Consider the following 17,815-nt stretch of genomic DNA (forward strand, 5'->3'; position numbering starts at 1 on the left):
TAAGGGGGTGCTGTTGAAATGGGTAGTTGATAAAGGATCGGTGGTGCCCGACCAAAGCCGACTGTTCGGCCCGCTTCGGGCCTGTATACTTGCGGCCTATTTGAGGAGGGCTCCATGGTCGAACAAGTTGAACTGAATCGCCTCTTTTGGCACAGCCGTCGCGGCATGCTGGAACTCGACGTGTTGCTGGTGCCGTTCGTGAAAGAGGTCTACGCCAATCTGAATGAGGTGGATCGCGCGTTGTATGTCCGCCTGCTCGAGTGCGAGGATCAGGACATGTTCGGCTGGTTCATGGAGCGCAGCGAATCGGAAGATCCCGAGCTGCAACGCATGGTTCGCATGATTCTGGATCGTGTCCAGCCCAAGTAACACGTTCGAATGCCGCTGGCACGCCTCACGGCAGTTGCTGGCGGCGTATCTGCTGGCCCAGGCATTCGCGCTGGGTTCTCTGTTTCTGTTGTCAATTCCTTTATGGGGTTCTCTGCTGGGGGCATTCGCGTGTCTTGCCCATGCTGTCTGGGTGTTGCCACGGCAGATTTTGTTGAGTCATCCCAAGGCCTTTTGCGGATTGCGTCGGGACGCGGATGGCTGGCAGCTGTGGAACAAGGCCGATGGCTGGCAAGCGGTGGAGTTGCGCCCGGACAGCCTGGCGCTGCCGCTGATCGTGGTGTTGCGCTTTCGATTGCGTGGTGAGCGGCGCGTCAGGTCGATCTGCGTGCCGCGGGATGCGCAGGCGTCGGATTTGCACCGACGCCTGCGGGTACGCCTCAAGTTCAGCCGGCGTAGGTGGGCGGCACCAGAATAGTGTCGAGCGCTTCAGGCAGCAGGCCCGGGTAGTCGAGGGTGTAATGGAGGCCCCGGCTCTCCTTGCGTTCCATGGCCGAGCGGATCATCAGTTCTGCCACTTGCGCCAGGTTGCGCAGCTCGATCAGGTCACGGCTGACCTTGTAGTTACTGTAGAACTCGTCGATTTCGTCCAGCAGCAGACGCACGCGATGCTGTGCCCGTTGCAGGCGCTTGTTGGTGCGCACGATGCCGACGTAGTCCCACATGAACCGCCGCAATTCGTCCCAGTTGTGGGCGATGATCACGTCTTCATCGGAGTCGGTCACCTGGCTGGCGTCCCAGGCGGGCAGGGCGCGCGGGATCGCGACGTCGGGCAGTTGCTCGAGAATGTCCGCTGCAGCTGAGCGGGCGTAGACGAAACATTCGAGCAGCGAGTTGCTGGCCATGCGGTTGGCGCCGTGCAGGCCGGTGAAGCTGGTTTCGCCAATGGCGTACAGGCCGGGCACATCGGTGCGGCCCTGTTGATCGACCATCACGCCGCCGCAGGTGTAGTGCGCCGCCGGTACGACCGGAATCGGTTGCTTGGTGATGTCGATGCCGAAGCCGAGGCAGCGTTCGTAGACAGTCGGGAAGTGCGATTTGATGAAGGCTTCGGGCTTGTGGCTGATGTCGAGGTAGACGCAATCGACACCCAGGCGCTTCATTTCATGGTCGATGGCGCGGGCGACGATGTCCCGTGGTGCCAGTTCTGCACGTGGGTCAAAACGTTGCATGAAGCGTTCGCCGTTCGGCAGCTTCAAATGGGCGCCTTCGCCACGCAGGGCTTCGGTTACCAGAAAGCTCTTGGCTTGCGGGTGGTAGAGGCAAGTGGGGTGGAACTGGTTGAACTCCAGGTTTGCCACGCGGCAGCCCGAACGCCAGGCCATGGCGATGCCGTCACCGCAGGCGCCGTCGGGGTTGCTTGTATATAGATAGACTTTCGCGGCGCCGCCGGACGCCAGGATCACAAAGCGTGCTCCGAAGGTATCGACTTCTCCGGTTTTGCGATTGAGCACGTAGGCGCCCAGGCAACGTTCGCCTTCCAGCCCCAACCGACGCTCGGTGATCAGGTCGACCGCTACCCGCTGTTCGAGCAATTCGATGTTCGGGCGTTCTTTGGCCTGGGCCAGCAGGGTCGTGAAAATCGCAGCGCCAGTGGCGTCAGCTGCGTGGATGATCCGGCGATGGCTGTGGCCGCCCTCGCGGGTCAGGTGGAATTCGAAACCGCCGTCTTCCGTACCGGACTGTTCGTCGCGCGTGAACGGCACGCCCTGGTCGATCAGCCACTGGATTGCTTCCTTACTGTGCTCGACGGTGAAACGCACCGCGTCTTCATGGCACAGGCCGCCGCCGGCATTCAGAGTGTCATCGACATGGGACTCGACGGTGTCGGTGTCGTCCAGCACGGCCGCGACGCCACCTTGTGCCCAATAGGTCGAGCCGTTGGCGAGGTCGCCTTTGCTCAGTACGGCGATGCGCAAGTGACCGGGCAGGGTCAGCGCGAGACTCAAACCGGCAGCACCGCTGCCAATCACCAGAACATCGTGTTGAAACTGTTGGCTCATTTCAGGATTCCGCTCAAAGCGACCCGGGTCGGGGTTGGCGCAGGACTGGCGGATGGGCGAGTCGAGGCAGCCACACAGCCCACTAGTATATAGAGGGGTTGGGCGGCACAATAGCCGGGCCGATATGGCATTGTGAAACTACCGTGACGGAAAATCCCGACGCTTTGTCGTCAGTTTTTTCAGCGGTTTTGGGGAAAAGCGACTGTATCGACGATGAAACAGGCTTTTTCCGCTCACGGTTGCACAAGGTCGGTGCGACGCGTCTATAAATATTTGGAACTTTTGCCAGAGGCCCAAGATCAATAGACAGTTGCCCGAAACAAGGGACAGTGTCGGCTTCAATGCGGAACCTGCGGTTGGGTTCTTGCCGGCGAGCCGATGACAAGATTATTCGCGCAGCCGGTTCATTCCGCGCTGCGTTTTTCGTGCGTGCCAAATCAGAGCTCGCAGGAAACTTGCTTGGAGGGGGAGAACTTTTGCGAAAAGCCCGAGTCTATGTTTGCAAGTCCGGTCGATTGGTCATGCAAGCCTCCTCCGAGTTTATCGAGGAGTGTTCATGCTAACCCAGGAAGAGGATCAGCAGCTGGTCGAGCGCGTTCAGCGTGGCGACAAGCGAGCTTTCGATCTGCTGGTGCTGAAGTATCAGCACAAAATTCTCGGGTTGATCGTGCGTTTTGTGCACGACACCCATGAAGCCCAGGACGTCGCACAAGAAGCCTTTATCAAGGCATATCGAGCGCTTGGAAATTTCCGCGGCGACAGTGCGTTTTATACGTGGCTGTACCGCATCGCCATTAACACGGCGAAGAACTATCTGGTTTCACGCGGCCGTCGGCCGCCGGATAGTGATGTAAGTTCCGAAGATGCAGAGTTCTATGACGGCGATCACGGCCTGAAGGATCTCGAGTCGCCTGAACGTGCATTGCTGCGGGATGAGATCGAGGGCACCGTCCATCGAACCATTCAGCAACTGCCAGAGGATTTGCGCACGGCGTTAACTTTGCGTGAATTCGATGGTCTGAGTTACGAGGACATCGCGAGCGTCATGCAATGTCCGGTTGGTACCGTGCGCTCCCGGATTTTCCGCGCCCGGGAGGCCATCGATAAAGCCCTGCAGCCGTTGTTGCAGGAAAACTAAAGACAGCGGCGACAGCCAAGAGAGGAACGCCATGAGTCGTGAAGCCCTGCAGGAATCGCTGTCCGCAGTGATGGATAACGAAGCGGACGAACTGGAATTGCGTCGAGTGCTCAATGCACTGGACGATGTTGAAACCCGTGAAACCTGGGCTCGTTACCAGATCGCTCGGGCAGCCATGCACAAGGATCTGTTGCTTCCACGTCTGGATCTCGCTGCGGCTGTTTCTGCTGCACTGGAAGACGAAGCAACCCCTGCCAAAGTGTCCCGCGGTCCATGGCGCAGCCTCGGTCGTCTGGCCGTAGCCGCTTCGGTGACCGTTGCCGTTCTGGCGGGTGTTCGCCTGTACAACCAGGACGAAATCGCCGGCGTGGAACTCGCCCAGCAATCCAATCAGCCAGTGTTGGCCACTCCTCAGGTCAAAGGCCCGGCGGTATTGGCGGGCTACAATGAGAGTTCGGAAGCCACAGGCCCAATGGCCAATGGCGTATTGCAAGGTCAGCCAGGCTGGCATGATCAGCGTCTGCCAGGTTACCTGCGTCAACACGCTCAACAGGCTGCCTTGAAAGGTACCGAAAGCGCGCTGCCCTATGCACGCGCAGCAAGCCTGGAAAACCGTTAAGGGGGATCATGCGCGCCATACCTCTACTTTCGCTTCTGCTCAGCGGCTGGTTCATTGTTCCAGCCCATGCCGACGAGGCTCAGGACTGGTTGACCCGCCTGGGCCGGGCCGAGCAGCAGCAAAGCTTTCACGGCACATTCGTTTACGAGCGTAACGGTAGTTTCTCTACCCATAACATCTGGCATCGGGTCCAGAATGGCCAGGTCCGCGAGCGTTTGCTTCAGCTCGACGGTTCGGCTCAGGAAGTCGTGCGCATTGATGGACATACTCAATGCGTCAGCGGCACCCTGATTGCGGGTCTGGGAGACTCTCCCAATACTGCTGCTCGTCCTCTGGATCCTCAAAAGCTTAAGAACTGGTATGACCTTGCCGTCATCGGCAAGTCGCGCGTAGCCGGGCGGGAAGCGGTGATCGTATCGCTGACGCCGCGGGATCAGCACCGTTATGGATTCGAACTGCATCTGGACAAGGAAACGGGCCTGCCGCTCAAGTCGTTGCTGTTGAACGACAAGGGACAGTTGCTCGAAAGATTCCAGTTCACGCGGCTGGACACGTCTGATGTCCCGTCCGATAAAGATCTGCAAGCCGATTCCGATTGCAAGACGGTTACTCTAGACAGCGACAAGGCATCTGCAGTCAAGACCGCCCAGGTCTGGCGTTCCGACTGGCTGCCTCCTGGCTTCGAGCTCACCAGCAGCTCCTCGCACAAGGATCCGGAAACCAAGACCCAGGTCAACAGCCTGATGTACGACGATGGTCTCGCCCGTTTCTCTGTCTTCCTGGAGCCGCTGAACGGCGCAACCGTTACCGATACCCGGACTCAACTGGGCCCGACCGTTGCCGTATCCCGCCGTTTGACAACGCCTCAGGGCGAAATGATGGTCACGGTGGTTGGCGAGATCCCTATCGGGACAGCCGAACGAATTGCCCTGTCGATGCGCAATGATGGCGCTGCAACCAGCAAGCAGTGAGCTGATTCCAGCTATCTCCACTTCGTCTTCGAGACGTGAAATGTTTGCTGAGCTTTTTCATTTGCAAAACACCCGAAAATTTTTTATAGGTCAGAGCCTCTCGGCTCTGGCCTTGTTTGTTGTTCCCGGAACAAAAATGCCGGCCTGTGGTTTCCGGTGTTCCTTGCTCCATATCGCTTAACCCTGCTCGTCGTAACGGGAGCTGTATGTCGATACCAAGCTTGAAATCTTATCTCTCCATTTTCGCCACTGTGCTGGTGCTCGGTCAGGCTGTTCCTGCAGTCCAGGCGGCCGAAGCAGCCAGTCCGGTCAACCTGCCTGATTTCACTCAACTGGTCGAACAGGCCTCGCCTGCCGTGGTGAACATCAGTACCACGCAAAAACTGCCGGATCGCAAAGTGAGCCAGCAGATGCCTGATCTGGAAGGCTTGCCGCCGATGTTGCGCGAGTTCTTCGAGCGCGGCATGCCGCCGCAACAGCGTTCTCCGCGTGGTGATCGTCAGCGTGAAGCGCAGTCGTTGGGTTCGGGTTTCATCATTTCGCCGGATGGCTACATTCTGACCAACAACCACGTGATCGCCGATGCCGATGAAATCCTTGTCCGTCTGGCTGATCGCAGTGAGATGAAAGCCAAGCTGATCGGCACCGATCCACGCTCCGACGTGGCGCTGTTGAAAATCGAAGGCAAGGATCTGCCAGTGCTCAAGCTTGGCAAATCCCAGGATCTGAAAGCCGGTCAGTGGGTCGTGGCAATCGGCTCTCCATTCGGCTTTGACCACACCGTGACCCAAGGCATCGTCAGTGCCGTCGGCCGCAGCCTGCCGAATGAAAACTACGTGCCGTTCATCCAGACCGACGTGCCGATCAACCCGGGCAACTCCGGTGGCCCGCTGTTCAACCTGAACGGTGAAGTGGTCGGGATCAACTCGCAGATCTACACCCGTTCCGGTGGCTTCATGGGTGTGTCGTTCGCCATTCCGATCGACGTGGCGATGGACGTTTCCAACCAGCTGAAAAGCGGCGGCAAGGTCAGCCGTGGTTGGCTGGGTGTCGTCATCCAGGAAGTGAACAAGGATCTGGCCGAGTCGTTCGGTCTGGACAAACCGGCCGGTGCGCTGGTTGCACAGATTCAGGATGACGGCCCGGCTGCCAAGGGCGGCCTGCAAGTGGGTGACGTGATCCTGAGCATGAACGGCCAACCGATCGTCATGTCCGCTGACCTGCCACATCTGGTGGGGGCATTGAAGGCGGGTGCCAAGGCCAACCTCGAAGTGATTCGTGACGGCAAGCGCAAGAATGTCGAGCTGACGGTCGGCGCCATCCCGGACGAAGACAAGGAGCTGGATGCCCTGCCGAAATCCGGTGCCGAGACCAATAGCAATCGTCTGGGTGTTTCGGTGGCAGAGCTGAGCGCCGAGCAGAAGAAAACCTACGACCTGAAGGGCGGTGTGGTGATCAAGGAAGTGCAGGACGGTCCTGCAGCTCTGATCGGTCTACAGCCGGGCGACATCATCACCCATCTGAACAACCAGGCCATTGGTTCTTCCAAGGAGTTTGCCGAGATTGCGAAGGCGCTGCCAAAGAACCGTTCGGTGTCGATGCGCGTACTGCGTCAGGGCCGTGCCAGCTTCATCACCTTCAAACTGGCTGAATGATCCAGTTGTCCAAGAAGTAAAAAGAAACCGCCTCGAAAGAGGCGGTTTTTTTTGTCCGGAATTTGTCTCGGCGCGGGCTTAACCCATCATGTCCTTGACCATGCGCTCCTGCTCCATCAGCTCGCGCTGGCGGGCATCGATACGTGAGGACAGCGGGAAGTTGCTGCCGGCCTTGCGTTTGGCGAAGTCCAGTTGCTGAATCGCCTGGCGATAATCGCCGACCAGCGCGAAGTACTCGGCACGCGCCTGATGCAGGCCGATGATGTTGCCGGACAGCCCGCGAGTTTCTGCAACTTGATACCAGACGTCCGGATCGTCCGGACGTGATTTCAACAAACCTTCCAGCGCCTTCTCCGCATCGGCGGTGCGATTCTGTTTCAGCAGCAGATCGACGCGAACCTGATTCAGCGGGTAATTGCCAGGATACTGACTGAGCATCCGGTCAACCCGAGTCTGTGCATCGGCCAGTTTGTTGTTGGTGATGTCCAGATCGATCTGCGCCAGGTTGTAGATGATCTCGTTCGGTGATTTGGCCAGCAGTTGCGTGAGATTCGCCCGTGCTTCGTTCAACTGGCCGCCCTTGATCTGGGCGATCGCCAAGCCGTAGCGAGCCACGTCGTTTTTCGGGTTCTCATCGAGTTGGGCGCGGAAGCGCTTGGCACCAAGGCCCGGCGTTTCTTCGTAGGTCAACTGCACCCGCGCACGGATCAGTTGATAGCGCATGCTGTCTTCGATGCCCCCGGGTTTAGCCTGTTCGGCACGGTTGCGGGTGTCGGCGATCCGCGACTCGGTGACTGGGTGAGTCAGCAGGAATTCCGGTGGCTTGGCGTCGAAACGATACTGGCGCATCAAACGCTCGAACATGGTCGGCATCGAGCGCGGATCGTATCCGGCCTTTTCCAGGTTAAGGATGCCGATGCGGTCGGCTTCCTGCTCGTTCTGACGCGAGAAGCGCCGTTGTTCCTGGATTGCCGCCGCCTGGGTGCCGGCAATCGTCGCGATGCCAGCATCACCGGCGCCGGCCGCGGCGATCACGATACCGGCCAGCAGCGCCGCCATCATCGGCACCTGCATCCGCTGCGAGGCTTCGACGCCGCGTGCGAAGTGACGCTGGGACAAGTGCGCCAGTTCGTGAGCCAGTACCGAGGCATATTCGCCTTCGGTCTGGGCATTGAGGAACAGGCCGCCGTTGACCCCGACAATTCCGCCCGGCGCCGCGAAAGCGTTGAGCTGCGGGCTGTTGATCAGGATGAATTCCAGGCGTCGGTCATTGACCTGGCTGGTTTCCACCAGTTTGTAAACGCTGGACTCGACGTAGTCCTTGAGTTGTGGATCGTTGAGCTGCGAAACCTGGCTGCGCAGCAATGCCAGCCAGGCGCGACCCAATTGATATTCCTGTTGTGGCGAGACGATGGCAGAGCTGGCGTCACCGAGTGACGGCAGGTCGTCGGCGAAGCCCGGTGAGGCGAGCAGGCAAGCGAGCGTCAGCAGGGTGGGGCGCAAAAAAGTCATGCACAAAGCCTTAGTCGACAAAGACCTTACTGTAGCCGGACACCGAGCTTGCGACCAGATATTCTAGGCAGCCTGACCACCTGATCCGGAGTGACGCATGACCGACGCTGTAGCCTATGACTGTGAGCTGGACGCCAGTGGCCTGAATTGTCCGTTGCCGTTGCTCAAGGCCAAAATGGAGCTGAACAAGCTGCCCACTGGAGCGGTACTCAAGGTGATTGCAACGGATGCCGGTTCGCAGCGCGACTTTCGCACCTTCGCCAAGTTGGCCGGTCATACGCTGCTGCGTGAAGAAGACGAGGCGGGTGTCTACCGTTACTGGCTGAAAAAAGCCTGAAACCGACCGCGTAAATGACCTAAGGAAAATTGATGTTCAAAGTGTTGCGCGACTGGATTCAGCGCTACTTCTCCGATGAAGAAGCGGTGGTACTGGCGGTTTTGCTGTTTCTCGCCTTCACCGCTGTACTGACGCTGGGCGGAATGCTCGCGCCGGTGCTGGCCGGGATGGTGCTGGCGTACCTGATGCAGGGGCTGGTGGTCACGCTCGAACGCCTGCGCGTACCCGGCGGCGCGGCGGTCGGTCTGGTGTTTGCGCTGTTCATGGGCGTGCTGATGGTGTTTATCGTCGTGGTGCTGCCGCTGCTCTGGCATCAGTTGATCACCCTGTTCAACGAACTGCCGGGGATGCTCGCCAAGTGGCAATCGCTGCTGCTGTTACTGCCGGAGCGTTATCCGCATCTGGTGTCCGACGAGCAGGTGCTACAAGCGATCGAAGCGGCGCGGGGTGAAATCGGCAAGTTCGGCCAGTGGGCGCTGACGTTTTCGTTGTCGAGCTTGCCGCTGCTGGTGAACATCATGATCTACCTGGTGCTGGTGCCGATACTGGTGTTCTTCTTCCTCAAGGATCGGGCAATGATCGGCGAGTGGGTGCGCGGCTATTTGCCGCGTGAGCGAGCGCTGATCACCCGGGTCGCCGAAGAAATGAACCGGCAGATCGCCAACTACATTCGCGGCAAGGTCATCGAGATCGTAATCTGTGGTGGCGTGACATACATTGCCTTTGTCGCGCTAGGGCTCAACTACGCAGCGTTGCTGGCCCTGTTGGTCGGCGTGTCGGTGGTGGTGCCGTATGTCGGAGCGGTGGTGGTGACCGTGCCGGTTCTGCTGATTGCGCTGTTCCAGTGGGGCTGGAGCGATCAGTTCATCTATCTGATGGCGGTCTACGGCATCATTCAGACGCTGGATGGCAACGTGCTGGTGCCGTTGCTGTTCTCCGAAGCGGTCAACCTGCATCCGGTGGCGATCATCTGCGCGGTGCTGTTGTTTGGTGGGCTTTGGGGATTTTGGGGCGTGTTCTTCGCGATTCCGCTGGCGACCCTGTTCAAGGCTGTGCTGGATGCTTGGCCGCGCAAGGAGCCGGCGGTGGCGCCGCTGCTTTGAAAATGAAGGGGCGCCCGCAAGGGCGCCAACAGCATCAGGCCTTGTTCAGCGCCTGAGCGGCAGCCAGCACTGCATCGACATGTCCTGGCACTTTCACGCCGCGCCATTCCTGACGCAGTACGCCGTTCTTGTCGATCAGGAAGGTGCTGCGATCAACGCCCAGGTATTCCTTGCCGTAGAGCTTTTTCAACTTGATCACGTCGAACAGCTGGCAGACGGCTTCGTCCTTGTCGCTGATCAGCTCGAACGGAAACTCCTGCTTGCACTTGAAGTTCTCGTGGGATTTCAGGCTGTCGCGGGAAATCCCGAAGATTTCCGTGTTGGCAGCCTTGAACGCTGCGTATTGATCGCGAAAGCCCTGGCCTTCGGTGGTGCAGCCCGGAGTGCTGTCCTTCGGATAGAAGTAGATCACCACTTGCTTGCCCTTGAGGGCTGACAGGCTGATGGTCTGCCCGCTGGTGGCAGGTGCTTCGAAATCCGTAACCGGTTGGTCAATGACAACGGCCATGAAAGCTTCCTTACATTGGGTTCTGTGGGCGCCACGGTTCGATCAGTGCATCCAGGTTCATGGCGTCGGCGAAATCCAGAAACTGGTCGCGCAGCCAGCTGATCTGGGTGCCGGCGGGCAGGGTCACGGTGAACGTGGCGTTGAGCATGGTGCCGCCGGTCTGTGGTGCCTGATAGGTATCGCACGTCAGGTTTTCCAGCTCGACGTTGTGATCCATGAAGAACTGGCACAGCTCGTTGATGATGTCCGGGCGGTACGCCGAAGACACGTAAGCCACATACGGCAGGGCCTGCGGACGATTTTCCAGGGCGGCGCTGCGTACCACGTTGACGGTGAACGCATGACGCTTGGCCAGCACCGGCAGGCTGCCTTCAAGGCGAGCCAGGGCGTCCCAGCTGCCGGAGACTTCGAGCACCAGCGCACTGCACTCGCCGTGGCGGGTCAGGCGCGAGGTGACGACTGCGCAGCGGTTTTCATGGCTGGCGCGGCACAGGACGTTGGTCAGCTCCATGGGATTGGCGCCGAGGGCACTGATGACAAGGAATTGTTCGCGAACTGTGGGGGTGGACATGCAGCATTCCTAAAGCGATGAGCGGTCGGTAGGGAGAGGGCGTTGATTGCCGGGGCAATGACTGTCCGGAAGGCCCGATTCGTGTGGCGCTACGGCTCCATGAACAAGCAAGCGTACGGCAACGACACTGGAACGGAGCCCGGGAGGCCGAAACGGGAGACTGGAACCCGGCGTACAAGCTGATCAGTACCGATCAAAGTCTGAAGGGTAGCGAAAAGCGGCGCCAAGGGGAATGGCGGCACAGTACTTCGCTTGTGCAAGCATCTTGGCGCCAGTACCATTACCGCTCTCTTTTTCCGGCAGGAGCGGTTTCATGATTGCGGGCAGTATGGTGGCACTGGTCACACCCATGGATGCACAAGGGCGTCTTGACTGGGACAGCCTCAGCAAACTCGTGGACTTCCATCTCAAGAACGGCACCCATGCCATTGTCGCGGTCGGCACCACCGGCGAGTCGGCAACTCTTGATGTAGAAGAACACATCGCCGTCATCAAAGCCGTGGTCAAACAGGTTGCCGGTCGCATTCCGGTGATCGCCGGTACCGGCGCCAACTCGACCCGCGAAGCGGTCGAGCTGACCCGCAATGCCAAAGAAGCCGGCGCCGATGCCTGCCTGCTCGTAGTCCCGTATTACAACAAGCCGACCCAGGAAGGGCTGTACCAGCACTTCAAGCACATCGCCGAAGCGGTCGACATCCCACAGATTCTCTACAACGTTCCTGGCCGCACCTCCTGCGACATGCAGGCCGAGACCGTGATCCGCCTGTCCACCGTGCCGAACATCATCGGCATCAAGGAAGCGACCGGCGACCTGAAACGCGCCAAGGCGATCATCGACGGCGTGAGCAAGGACTTCATCGTGCTGTCCGGCGATGATCCGACCGCAGTCGAGCTGATCCTGCTGGGCGGCAAGGGCAACATCTCCGTCACCGCCAACGTCGCCCCGCGCGAAATGGCCGACCTGTGCGAGGCCGCGCTCAAGGGCGATGCCGAGACCGCACGGGCCATCAATGAAAAACTGATGCCGCTGCACAAGGACCTGTTCATCGAAGCCAACCCGATTCCGGTGAAGTGGGCTTTGGTCGAAATGGGCCTGATGCACGAAGGCATTCGCCTGCCGCTGACCTGGCTGAGCGCTCCTTGTCATGAAACGCTGCGCTCGGCCCTGCGCCAGTGCAACGTCCTGGTTTAATTGAGGAAGTACAACGCATGAAGCGAATGGCCGGACTTTCCGCACTTGCCTTGATTATCTCCAGCACCAGTGGCTGCGGATGGATCTGGGGCCCGGAAGGTTATTTCCGTGACCGTGGTAGCGATTACCTGGAAGCGCAACAGACTGCACCGATGCAACTGCCACCAGACGTCAGCACTTCCAAGCGCCTGGATCCGCTGCTGCCGATCCCGCGCAACGTGGCCGACGACACCGCCAAGGGTGAATACGTCGTTCCGCGTCCTCAACCGCTGTCGACCGTTGCCGATGCCAGCGACTACTCGCTGCAAAAGAGCGGTGATTCGCGTTGGGTCATGGCCCAGCACCCACCGGCCGAAGTCTGGCCAGTGGCGGTGCAGTACTTCCAGGACAACGGTTTCCGTCTGGATGAACAGCGCCCGCAAACCGGCGAATTCACCACCACCTGGCAGCATTCCGATGAACTGTCCGCCGCCATGGCCAAGCGCCTGAGCGCCGCCGGCGTCAGCACCGACAGCGAAACCCGCGTGCGGGTGCGCATCGAGCCTGGCGTGCAGCGCAACACCAGTGAAGTCTACGTGGTCAGCGCCGAGCGTCCTGCCGGCAGCACCGCCAATGTCGATTTCACCAACCGTTCGGTCAACACTGGCCTGGACGCTGCGCTGGTTGACGACATGCTCGCGAGCATGAGCCGGACCTCCGAGAAGGGTGGTTCGGTGTCGATGCTGGCTTCGCGTGATTTCGACACCCCAAGCCGTGTCAGCCTGAGCGAAGACGGCAGCGGCAACCCGGTACTGAACGTCGGTACGGATCTGGATCGTGCCTGGTCGAGCGTCGGTCGTGCGTTGGAACAGGGCGAATGGCGCGTTGAAGACATCAACCGCAGCCTGGGTCTCTACTACATAAACTTGTCCGAAAAGGCCGAGAAGAAAGACGAGAAGCCAGGTTTCTTCAGCAGCCTGTTCGGCAGCGCGCCGACCAAGGAAGAAGTTGAAGCCCGTGCCGAGCGTTATCAGGTTCGCCTGAGCAAGGTCGGCGAGAACGTTCAGGTGACCGTCGAGAAAAACATCAACACCGTTGCGCCGGCCGATGTGGCCCGCAAAGTGTTGAGCGTGATTCAGGACAACCTGGGCTGATCCAATGCGTTTTGCCGTTCTCGGCAGCGGTAGCCAAGGGAACGGCACGCTGATCGCCAGTGCTGATACGTATGTGCTGGTGGATTGTGGTTTTTCCCTGCGGGAAACCGAAAAGCGCCTGTTGCGCCTGGGGGTTAACCCGGCGCAACTGAGCGCGATACTCGTAACCCACGAACATGCCGACCACGTGCATGGCGTGGGTTTGCTGTCTCGGCGCTACAATCTGCCTGTCTACCTCAGTCGCGGCACACTGCGAGGGATGCGCAAACCGATTGAACCTGCCGGTTTCGTGACCGGTGGCGAGCAGTTGCAGATCGGTGCTCTGAACATCGGGGTCATTGCCGTGGCCCATGATGCGCGGGAACCGACTCAGTACGTGTTCAGTGACGGTGAACGGCGCTTCGGCCTGCTGACCGACCTGGGCTCTTACTGTGAACGGGTGCTGGACGGCTATCGGGATCTCGATGCGTTGATGATCGAGTCCAATCACTGTCGCAACATGCTGGCCCGTGGTCATTACCCGTACTTTCTCAAGCAGCGGGTGGGCGGCGAGCTGGGACATTTGAATAACCATCAGGCGGCATTCCTGGTGGCCGAGTTGGGCTGGCAAGGCCTGCAACACCTGGTCCTGGCCCATCTGAGCAGCAAGAACAACCTGCCGCAGCTGGCCCGGCAATGTTTTGTCGACACCCTCGGGTGCGACCCGGACTGGCTGCAACTGGCCGATCAAGATTCAGGGCTCGACTGGCGCCACATCGCCTAGCCCATCTACTTAGCAAGCGGAGCCCATCATGGAAAAACGTGAAGAACTCTACCGCGGCAAAGCCAAATCGGTTTACAAGACCGACGACGCTGACCGCTTGATCCTGCTGTTTCGCAACGACACTTCGGCGTTCGACGGCAAGCGCATCGAGCAACTCGACCGCAAAGGCATGGTGAACAACAAGTTCAACGCCTTCATCATGCAGAAACTCGAAGCGGCCGGCATTCCGACCCAGTTCGACAAACTGCTGGGCGACAACGAGTGCCTGGTGAAGAAACTCGACATGATCCCGGTCGAGTGCGTCGTGCGTAATTACGCCGCCGGCAGCCTGGTCAAGCGTCTGGGCGTCGAGGAGGGCATGAAGCTCAACCCGTACACCTTCGAACTGTTCCTGAAGGACGACGCCAAGGGCGACCCGTTCATCAACGAATCCCACGTCGTGGCTTTCGGCTGGGGCACCGCTGAGCAACTGGCGCGCATGAAGGAACTGTCGCTCAAGGTCAACGAAGTCCTGAGCAAACTGTTCGATGACGCAGGCCTCTTGCTGGTGGACTTCAAGCTTGAATTCGGCGTGTTCAGCGACGGCTCCATCGTCCTGGGTGATGAGTTCAGCCCGGACGGCTGCCGTCTGTGGGACAAGGACACCAAGAAGAAGATGGACAAGGACCGCTTCCGTCAGGGCCTCGGTGACGTCATCGAAGCCTACGAAGAAGTCGCCAACCGTCTGGGCGTACCGCTTTAATCGACGCAAGCATCTGATAGCACGGAGAAATTTTCGAAAGAGGGTTTGCTTTCGGTAAAAGTGTTGTTATGATGCGCGCCGTTGGAGAGATGCCAGAGTGGCCGAATGGGACGGATTCGAAATCCGTTGTACCTTCACCGGTACCTAGGGTTCGAATCCCTATCTCTCCGCCATTATTGAACAAGACTAAGCCCCCGTAATCATTGAAGATTACGGGGGCTTTTTCGTTCCCGTCGATCTATTTGAAACATTTCCTGGGCATAAACCTTGCCCGTCATGCGGCTCTAGTCCGTTTTAAAACCCCAGCATTTTTGACACGACACCGGCCATGCTCTTGGTGTCTACGAGCGCTTCGAATGGCTCTACATCGCTCTTGCTGATGTAGACGAATCGGCGTTTGCCAAATTTTTTCGACGTGCTTGGCGTTGCTTACATAGTTAACGACGGACTTGATGCTCTAAGGCTGGCTGAATACCTTTCAGAGGGACTTATGAGGGGACGAATGAAATCCAACGAAGATCGTCCGGCAAATATTTGGTAAAAGCTTAGTAGGCTGACCGACCGCTTCCAGCGATAAGCAGAGGTTTGCCAGTAACCACCATCGGCCAATCGTGGACGCAAAAATCTTCCAAATCGCTTGTCTTGAGCGTGGTCGCTCTGAATGTCCGGCTCTGTAAAGAGCAAGATCTCGAGCTGGTAAAAAAACCTGCAATTTGCGGGGAACTATTTATATTCACGAATGGACTGAGCTGCTATTGCGATCAAAATAAAACGGCGCAGAAAACTTTTAAATAATGGAGCGCGTAATGGGCGGGTCAGGCAAAGAGTTTGAATTTTGGTGGGGTACATCCGGATCGTGGGTTGAACCACCCAATGTGCGCCGAAGCGGTACTAGTGGTGTCCAGCTGGTTGTTCAAGATAACAGAACCTTCTTCGTCAAGCGTCAAACCGGCCATCTGTTTCGCAGCCTGCGTTATCCCACTGGCAGACCCACCGCTCTGCGTGAGGGGGTTGCCCTCTCCAGACTCGAGAAACTGGGTGTAAATGCGCCAAGACCCGTATTTTATGGGGCGAGAAAAGTCCAAGGGGTGTGGCAAGGTGTTTTGGTTACAGAAGACCTGGGCGGCTTCATAGATCTGGATACTTGGTATAGCCAAGGCGCTGCCAGCATGTTGACGACGGAACAACATGAGCAACTATTTAAGCGTTTGGCGCAAATGCTGGCGAGAATGCACTCGGGCAAGTGGCAGCACGGTTGCATGCGGTCCAAACACATCTTTATCAAGGCATCGATTACGGATGCGGTATTTGACTTCGAGCTGGCGTTGCTTGATTTAGAGAAGTCACGCGGTCGTGCTACGGCGATGGGAGCAGCTCGTCACGACATTCCTCAACTCAGACGGCATTCTTACTGGGATGAGTCGCAGTGGCGGCATTTCCTTTCGTACTACGAGCAAGCAATTGGCAGAACCATCTAAGCTGGTTTGTCTAGCACTCAACAGGCCCGCCAGTTGTAACTTCTGAAGATATCAACAAGTGCTTAAAACATAGAGTCACCTCTCAAATTAAAGATTCTTCTATCGGCTGATTCTGGCTGGGTAGCGACGGTCAGGACTCGACCGTCGCAAGGCATATTCCAAACTCAGTCTGTTCCGCCATCTCCAGGGCGACCTGATGCCCTGAAGCAACATCAGAAGTCGCCGGAGCTGCCAACACAGGCAGCCCGGCGTCCTGAACAGTCCTCAGATCTCCTTGATCGGCGTATCCCCCTGGACACCCTTGATCAACTCGATCACATGCAGACAATCCGCCTTGTTCACATACGACTCCCCGCTGGCGACCGTCTCGTGGTTGCCTGCCCGCAGCCGCCAGCGCCATTGGCCCTTTCCGGTGCTCGGGGTGCCTTTGGATTGCCTGTAAATCTCGAAATACATTCAGTTCGCTCCATGCGATTTATGTGCGACAGCCTGTGTGACGCCTCGACGCAAGCCTAGCGGAGCGCGGATTTTTGGCTATCGGGGATTTGTTTCCAATCGTTCGTGAATGTTTCTGAAAGGCACTGGGCAGAGCGCAGGGATCGTCCTCCGGATTGGCCGGAACGCCGTCGTTTGCCCCTTGCATGACATATCGGGCTGCTGCTTAATACGGTGCGGCTCATGGCGTCGAACGGCGTTCGACGACCGACAATCACTATAAGAAAGAGCAGTCCATTGGCTCATCTGCACGGAACGCAACACGCGGGCCCGGTGAAGTTGTCGCTGGTGATTCCCGTATTCAATGAAGAGGACAGCCTCGACGGCTTTCTCCTGCGCATTCATCAGGTTTTCGAGCAAGAGGCGCTCGTCCAACTGGAACTGGTGTTCGTTAACGACGGCAGTTCCGATACGACGTTGGAGCGGCTCCTGATCCGTCAGCAGAGCGATTCGCGCATCCGCATCGTCGATCTGAGTCGCAATTTCGGCAAGGAAGCGGCCATGTCCGCCGGTTTGCAGATTGCCACCGGGCAGATCGTGGTACCGATCGACGTTGATCTGCAGGATCCTCCCGAAGTCATTTTGCAGATGATCGAACGCTGGCGGGAGGGTTTCGAGGTAGTGCTCGGCCACCGCATCAGCCGGCGCAACGACACTTGGGCCAAACAGACCTCCGCCAGTTGGTTCTATCGCCTGCACAACCGGATTGCCGATCAGCCATTGCCCGAGAATGTCGGCGATTTTCGCTTGATGGATCGCTGTGTAGTCGATGCGTTGCTGACCTTGCCCGAGTCGCGGCGCTTCATGAAAGGCTTGTTCGCCTGGGTCGGTTTCCGCACCACGCAGGTCGAATATGAACGCCCCGAGCGGGCGGCGGGGCAGAGCAAGTTCAATGGCTGGCGACTGTGGAATTTCGCGCTGGAAGGCATCACCAGTTTCAGCACCGAGCCGTTGCGGATCTGGACGTATCTGGGGGCGCTGGTGTCTCTGGTGTCGTTCGCCTTTGCGATGTTCATCGTGCTGCGTACGGTGCTGCACGGTGTCGATCTGCCAGGTTATGCGTCGCTGATGGTGGCGGTGACATTCCTCGGCGGCCTGCAACTGATCGGCATTGGCGTGCTCGGCGAGTACCTGGGCCGCACCTACATCGAAGCGAAGCGCCGGCCGGTTTTCCTGGTGCGCCGCATTTACGAATCCAAGGACTGACA

Annotated in this window: 19 protein-coding genes and 1 tRNA gene; 15 read left to right on the forward strand and 5 right to left on the reverse strand. The window is 58.5% G+C overall.

Annotated elements, in window-relative coordinates:
• Positions 1–114 precede the first annotated feature (114 nt).
• Together CAF79_RS23825 and CAF79_RS23830 are read left to right on the forward strand one after the other, a co-directional pair.
• Entirely contained in the window at positions 115–369 is a 255-nt protein-coding gene (locus CAF79_RS23825; protein ID WP_007957989.1) for a succinate dehydrogenase assembly factor 2, read from the forward strand.
• Positions 353–805, forward strand: a complete 453-nt coding sequence (locus CAF79_RS23830) for a protein YgfX (protein ID WP_085700592.1) — start codon at positions 353–355, stop codon at positions 803–805. The genes CAF79_RS23825 and CAF79_RS23830 overlap by 17 nt, the downstream gene beginning before the upstream one ends.
• On the opposite strand, the gene nadB is transcribed toward CAF79_RS23830, so the two are convergent.
• A complete protein-coding gene (nadB, locus tag CAF79_RS23835; protein ID WP_085700593.1) occupies positions 774–2,390 on the reverse strand; it encodes an L-aspartate oxidase in 1,617 nt (538 codons plus the stop codon). The genes CAF79_RS23830 and nadB overlap by 32 nt on opposite strands.
• Positions 2,391–2,946: 556 nt before the next feature.
• Here nadB and rpoE point away from each other — a divergent pair.
• From rpoE to CAF79_RS23860, 4 genes are all read left to right on the forward strand, one after another.
• On the forward strand, positions 2,947–3,528 hold the full coding sequence (rpoE, locus tag CAF79_RS23840; RefSeq protein ID WP_003172477.1) for an RNA polymerase sigma factor RpoE: 582 nt from the start codon (positions 2,947–2,949) through the stop codon (positions 3,526–3,528).
• 31 nt (positions 3,529–3,559) lie between these two features.
• Positions 3,560–4,147: a sigma-E factor negative regulatory protein gene (locus CAF79_RS23845; protein ID WP_011332903.1), complete on the forward strand. Its 588-nt coding sequence runs from the start codon at positions 3,560–3,562 to the stop codon at positions 4,145–4,147.
• A gap of 8 nt (positions 4,148–4,155) precedes the next feature.
• A complete protein-coding gene (locus CAF79_RS23850; protein WP_085700594.1) occupies positions 4,156–5,118 on the forward strand; it encodes a MucB/RseB C-terminal domain-containing protein in 963 nt (320 codons plus the stop codon).
• 206 nt (positions 5,119–5,324) lie between these two features.
• Complete coding sequence (locus tag CAF79_RS23860) at positions 5,325–6,773, forward strand: DegQ family serine endoprotease (RefSeq protein ID WP_085700596.1); 1,449 nt, start codon at positions 5,325–5,327, stop codon at positions 6,771–6,773.
• Positions 6,774–6,851: 78 nt separating this feature from the next.
• Here the strand turns inward: CAF79_RS23860 and CAF79_RS23865 are convergent, their stop codons facing one another.
• The gene (locus tag CAF79_RS23865; RefSeq protein WP_085700597.1) at positions 6,852–8,285 is read right to left on the reverse strand and encodes a M48 family metalloprotease; all 1,434 of its coding nucleotides are present in this window, start codon (positions 8,283–8,285) and stop codon (positions 6,852–6,854) included.
• A gap of 97 nt (positions 8,286–8,382) precedes the next feature.
• On the opposite strand from CAF79_RS23865, the gene CAF79_RS23870 reads away from it, so the two are divergent.
• Positions 8,383–8,622 (forward strand): sulfurtransferase TusA family protein, encoded by a 240-nt coding sequence (locus CAF79_RS23870; protein WP_085700598.1) that lies wholly within the window; start codon positions 8,383–8,385, stop codon positions 8,620–8,622.
• A gap of 32 nt (positions 8,623–8,654) precedes the next feature.
• Entirely contained in the window at positions 8,655–9,725 is a 1,071-nt protein-coding gene (locus CAF79_RS23875) for an AI-2E family transporter (RefSeq protein ID WP_085700599.1), read from the forward strand.
• Between the two features lie 34 nt (positions 9,726–9,759).
• Here the strand turns inward: CAF79_RS23875 and CAF79_RS23880 are convergent, their stop codons facing one another.
• Both CAF79_RS23880 and CAF79_RS23885 read right to left on the reverse strand, forming a co-directional pair.
• Positions 9,760–10,233 (reverse strand): peroxiredoxin, encoded by a 474-nt coding sequence (locus CAF79_RS23880; protein WP_085700600.1) that lies wholly within the window; start codon positions 10,231–10,233, stop codon positions 9,760–9,762.
• A gap of 10 nt (positions 10,234–10,243) precedes the next feature.
• The gene (locus CAF79_RS23885) at positions 10,244–10,804 is read right to left on the reverse strand and encodes a glycine cleavage system protein R (protein ID WP_007958014.1); all 561 of its coding nucleotides are present in this window, start codon (positions 10,802–10,804) and stop codon (positions 10,244–10,246) included.
• A gap of 313 nt (positions 10,805–11,117) precedes the next feature.
• Between CAF79_RS23885 and dapA the strand changes: the two genes are divergently transcribed.
• The 6 genes from dapA to CAF79_RS23920 all read left to right on the forward strand — a co-directional run bounded on the left by dapA (position 11,118) and on the right by CAF79_RS23920 (position 16,112).
• On the forward strand, positions 11,118–11,996 hold the full coding sequence (gene dapA, locus CAF79_RS23895; RefSeq protein ID WP_085683177.1) for a 4-hydroxy-tetrahydrodipicolinate synthase: 879 nt from the start codon (positions 11,118–11,120) through the stop codon (positions 11,994–11,996).
• A 17-nt stretch (positions 11,997–12,013) separates the two neighbouring features.
• Positions 12,014–13,129 (forward strand): outer membrane protein assembly factor BamC, encoded by a 1,116-nt coding sequence (gene bamC / locus CAF79_RS23900; RefSeq protein ID WP_085700602.1) that lies wholly within the window; start codon positions 12,014–12,016, stop codon positions 13,127–13,129.
• Positions 13,130–13,133: 4 nt separating this feature from the next.
• Entirely contained in the window at positions 13,134–13,892 is a 759-nt protein-coding gene (locus CAF79_RS23905; RefSeq protein WP_085700603.1) for an MBL fold metallo-hydrolase, read from the forward strand.
• 28 nt (positions 13,893–13,920) lie between these two features.
• On the forward strand, positions 13,921–14,634 hold the full coding sequence (purC, locus tag CAF79_RS23910; RefSeq protein ID WP_007963288.1) for a phosphoribosylaminoimidazolesuccinocarboxamide synthase: 714 nt from the start codon (positions 13,921–13,923) through the stop codon (positions 14,632–14,634).
• Positions 14,635–14,717: 83 nt separating this feature from the next.
• Positions 14,718–14,807 (forward strand) — tRNA-Ser (locus CAF79_RS23915).
• Between the two features lie 633 nt (positions 14,808–15,440).
• Positions 15,441–16,112: a lipopolysaccharide kinase InaA family protein gene (locus tag CAF79_RS23920; protein WP_085700604.1), complete on the forward strand. Its 672-nt coding sequence runs from the start codon at positions 15,441–15,443 to the stop codon at positions 16,110–16,112.
• 264 nt (positions 16,113–16,376) lie between these two features.
• Here CAF79_RS23920 and CAF79_RS23925 read toward each other — a convergent pair whose 3' ends face one another.
• Positions 16,377–16,568 carry a DUF1508 domain-containing protein gene (locus CAF79_RS23925; RefSeq protein ID WP_085700605.1) on the reverse strand — a complete coding sequence of 64 codons (192 nt, stop codon included), beginning with the start codon at positions 16,566–16,568 and terminating at the stop codon, positions 16,377–16,379.
• A 276-nt stretch (positions 16,569–16,844) separates the two neighbouring features.
• Between CAF79_RS23925 and CAF79_RS23930 the strand changes: the two genes are divergently transcribed.
• Positions 16,845–17,813, forward strand: a complete 969-nt coding sequence (locus tag CAF79_RS23930) for a glycosyltransferase family 2 protein (RefSeq protein ID WP_085700606.1) — start codon at positions 16,845–16,847, stop codon at positions 17,811–17,813.
• The last annotated feature ends 2 nt before the right edge of the window (positions 17,814–17,815 follow it).

Source organism: Pseudomonas sp. B26(2017), from assembly GCF_002113045.1.
Taxonomy (GTDB): Bacteria; Pseudomonadota; Gammaproteobacteria; order Pseudomonadales; family Pseudomonadaceae; genus Aquipseudomonas.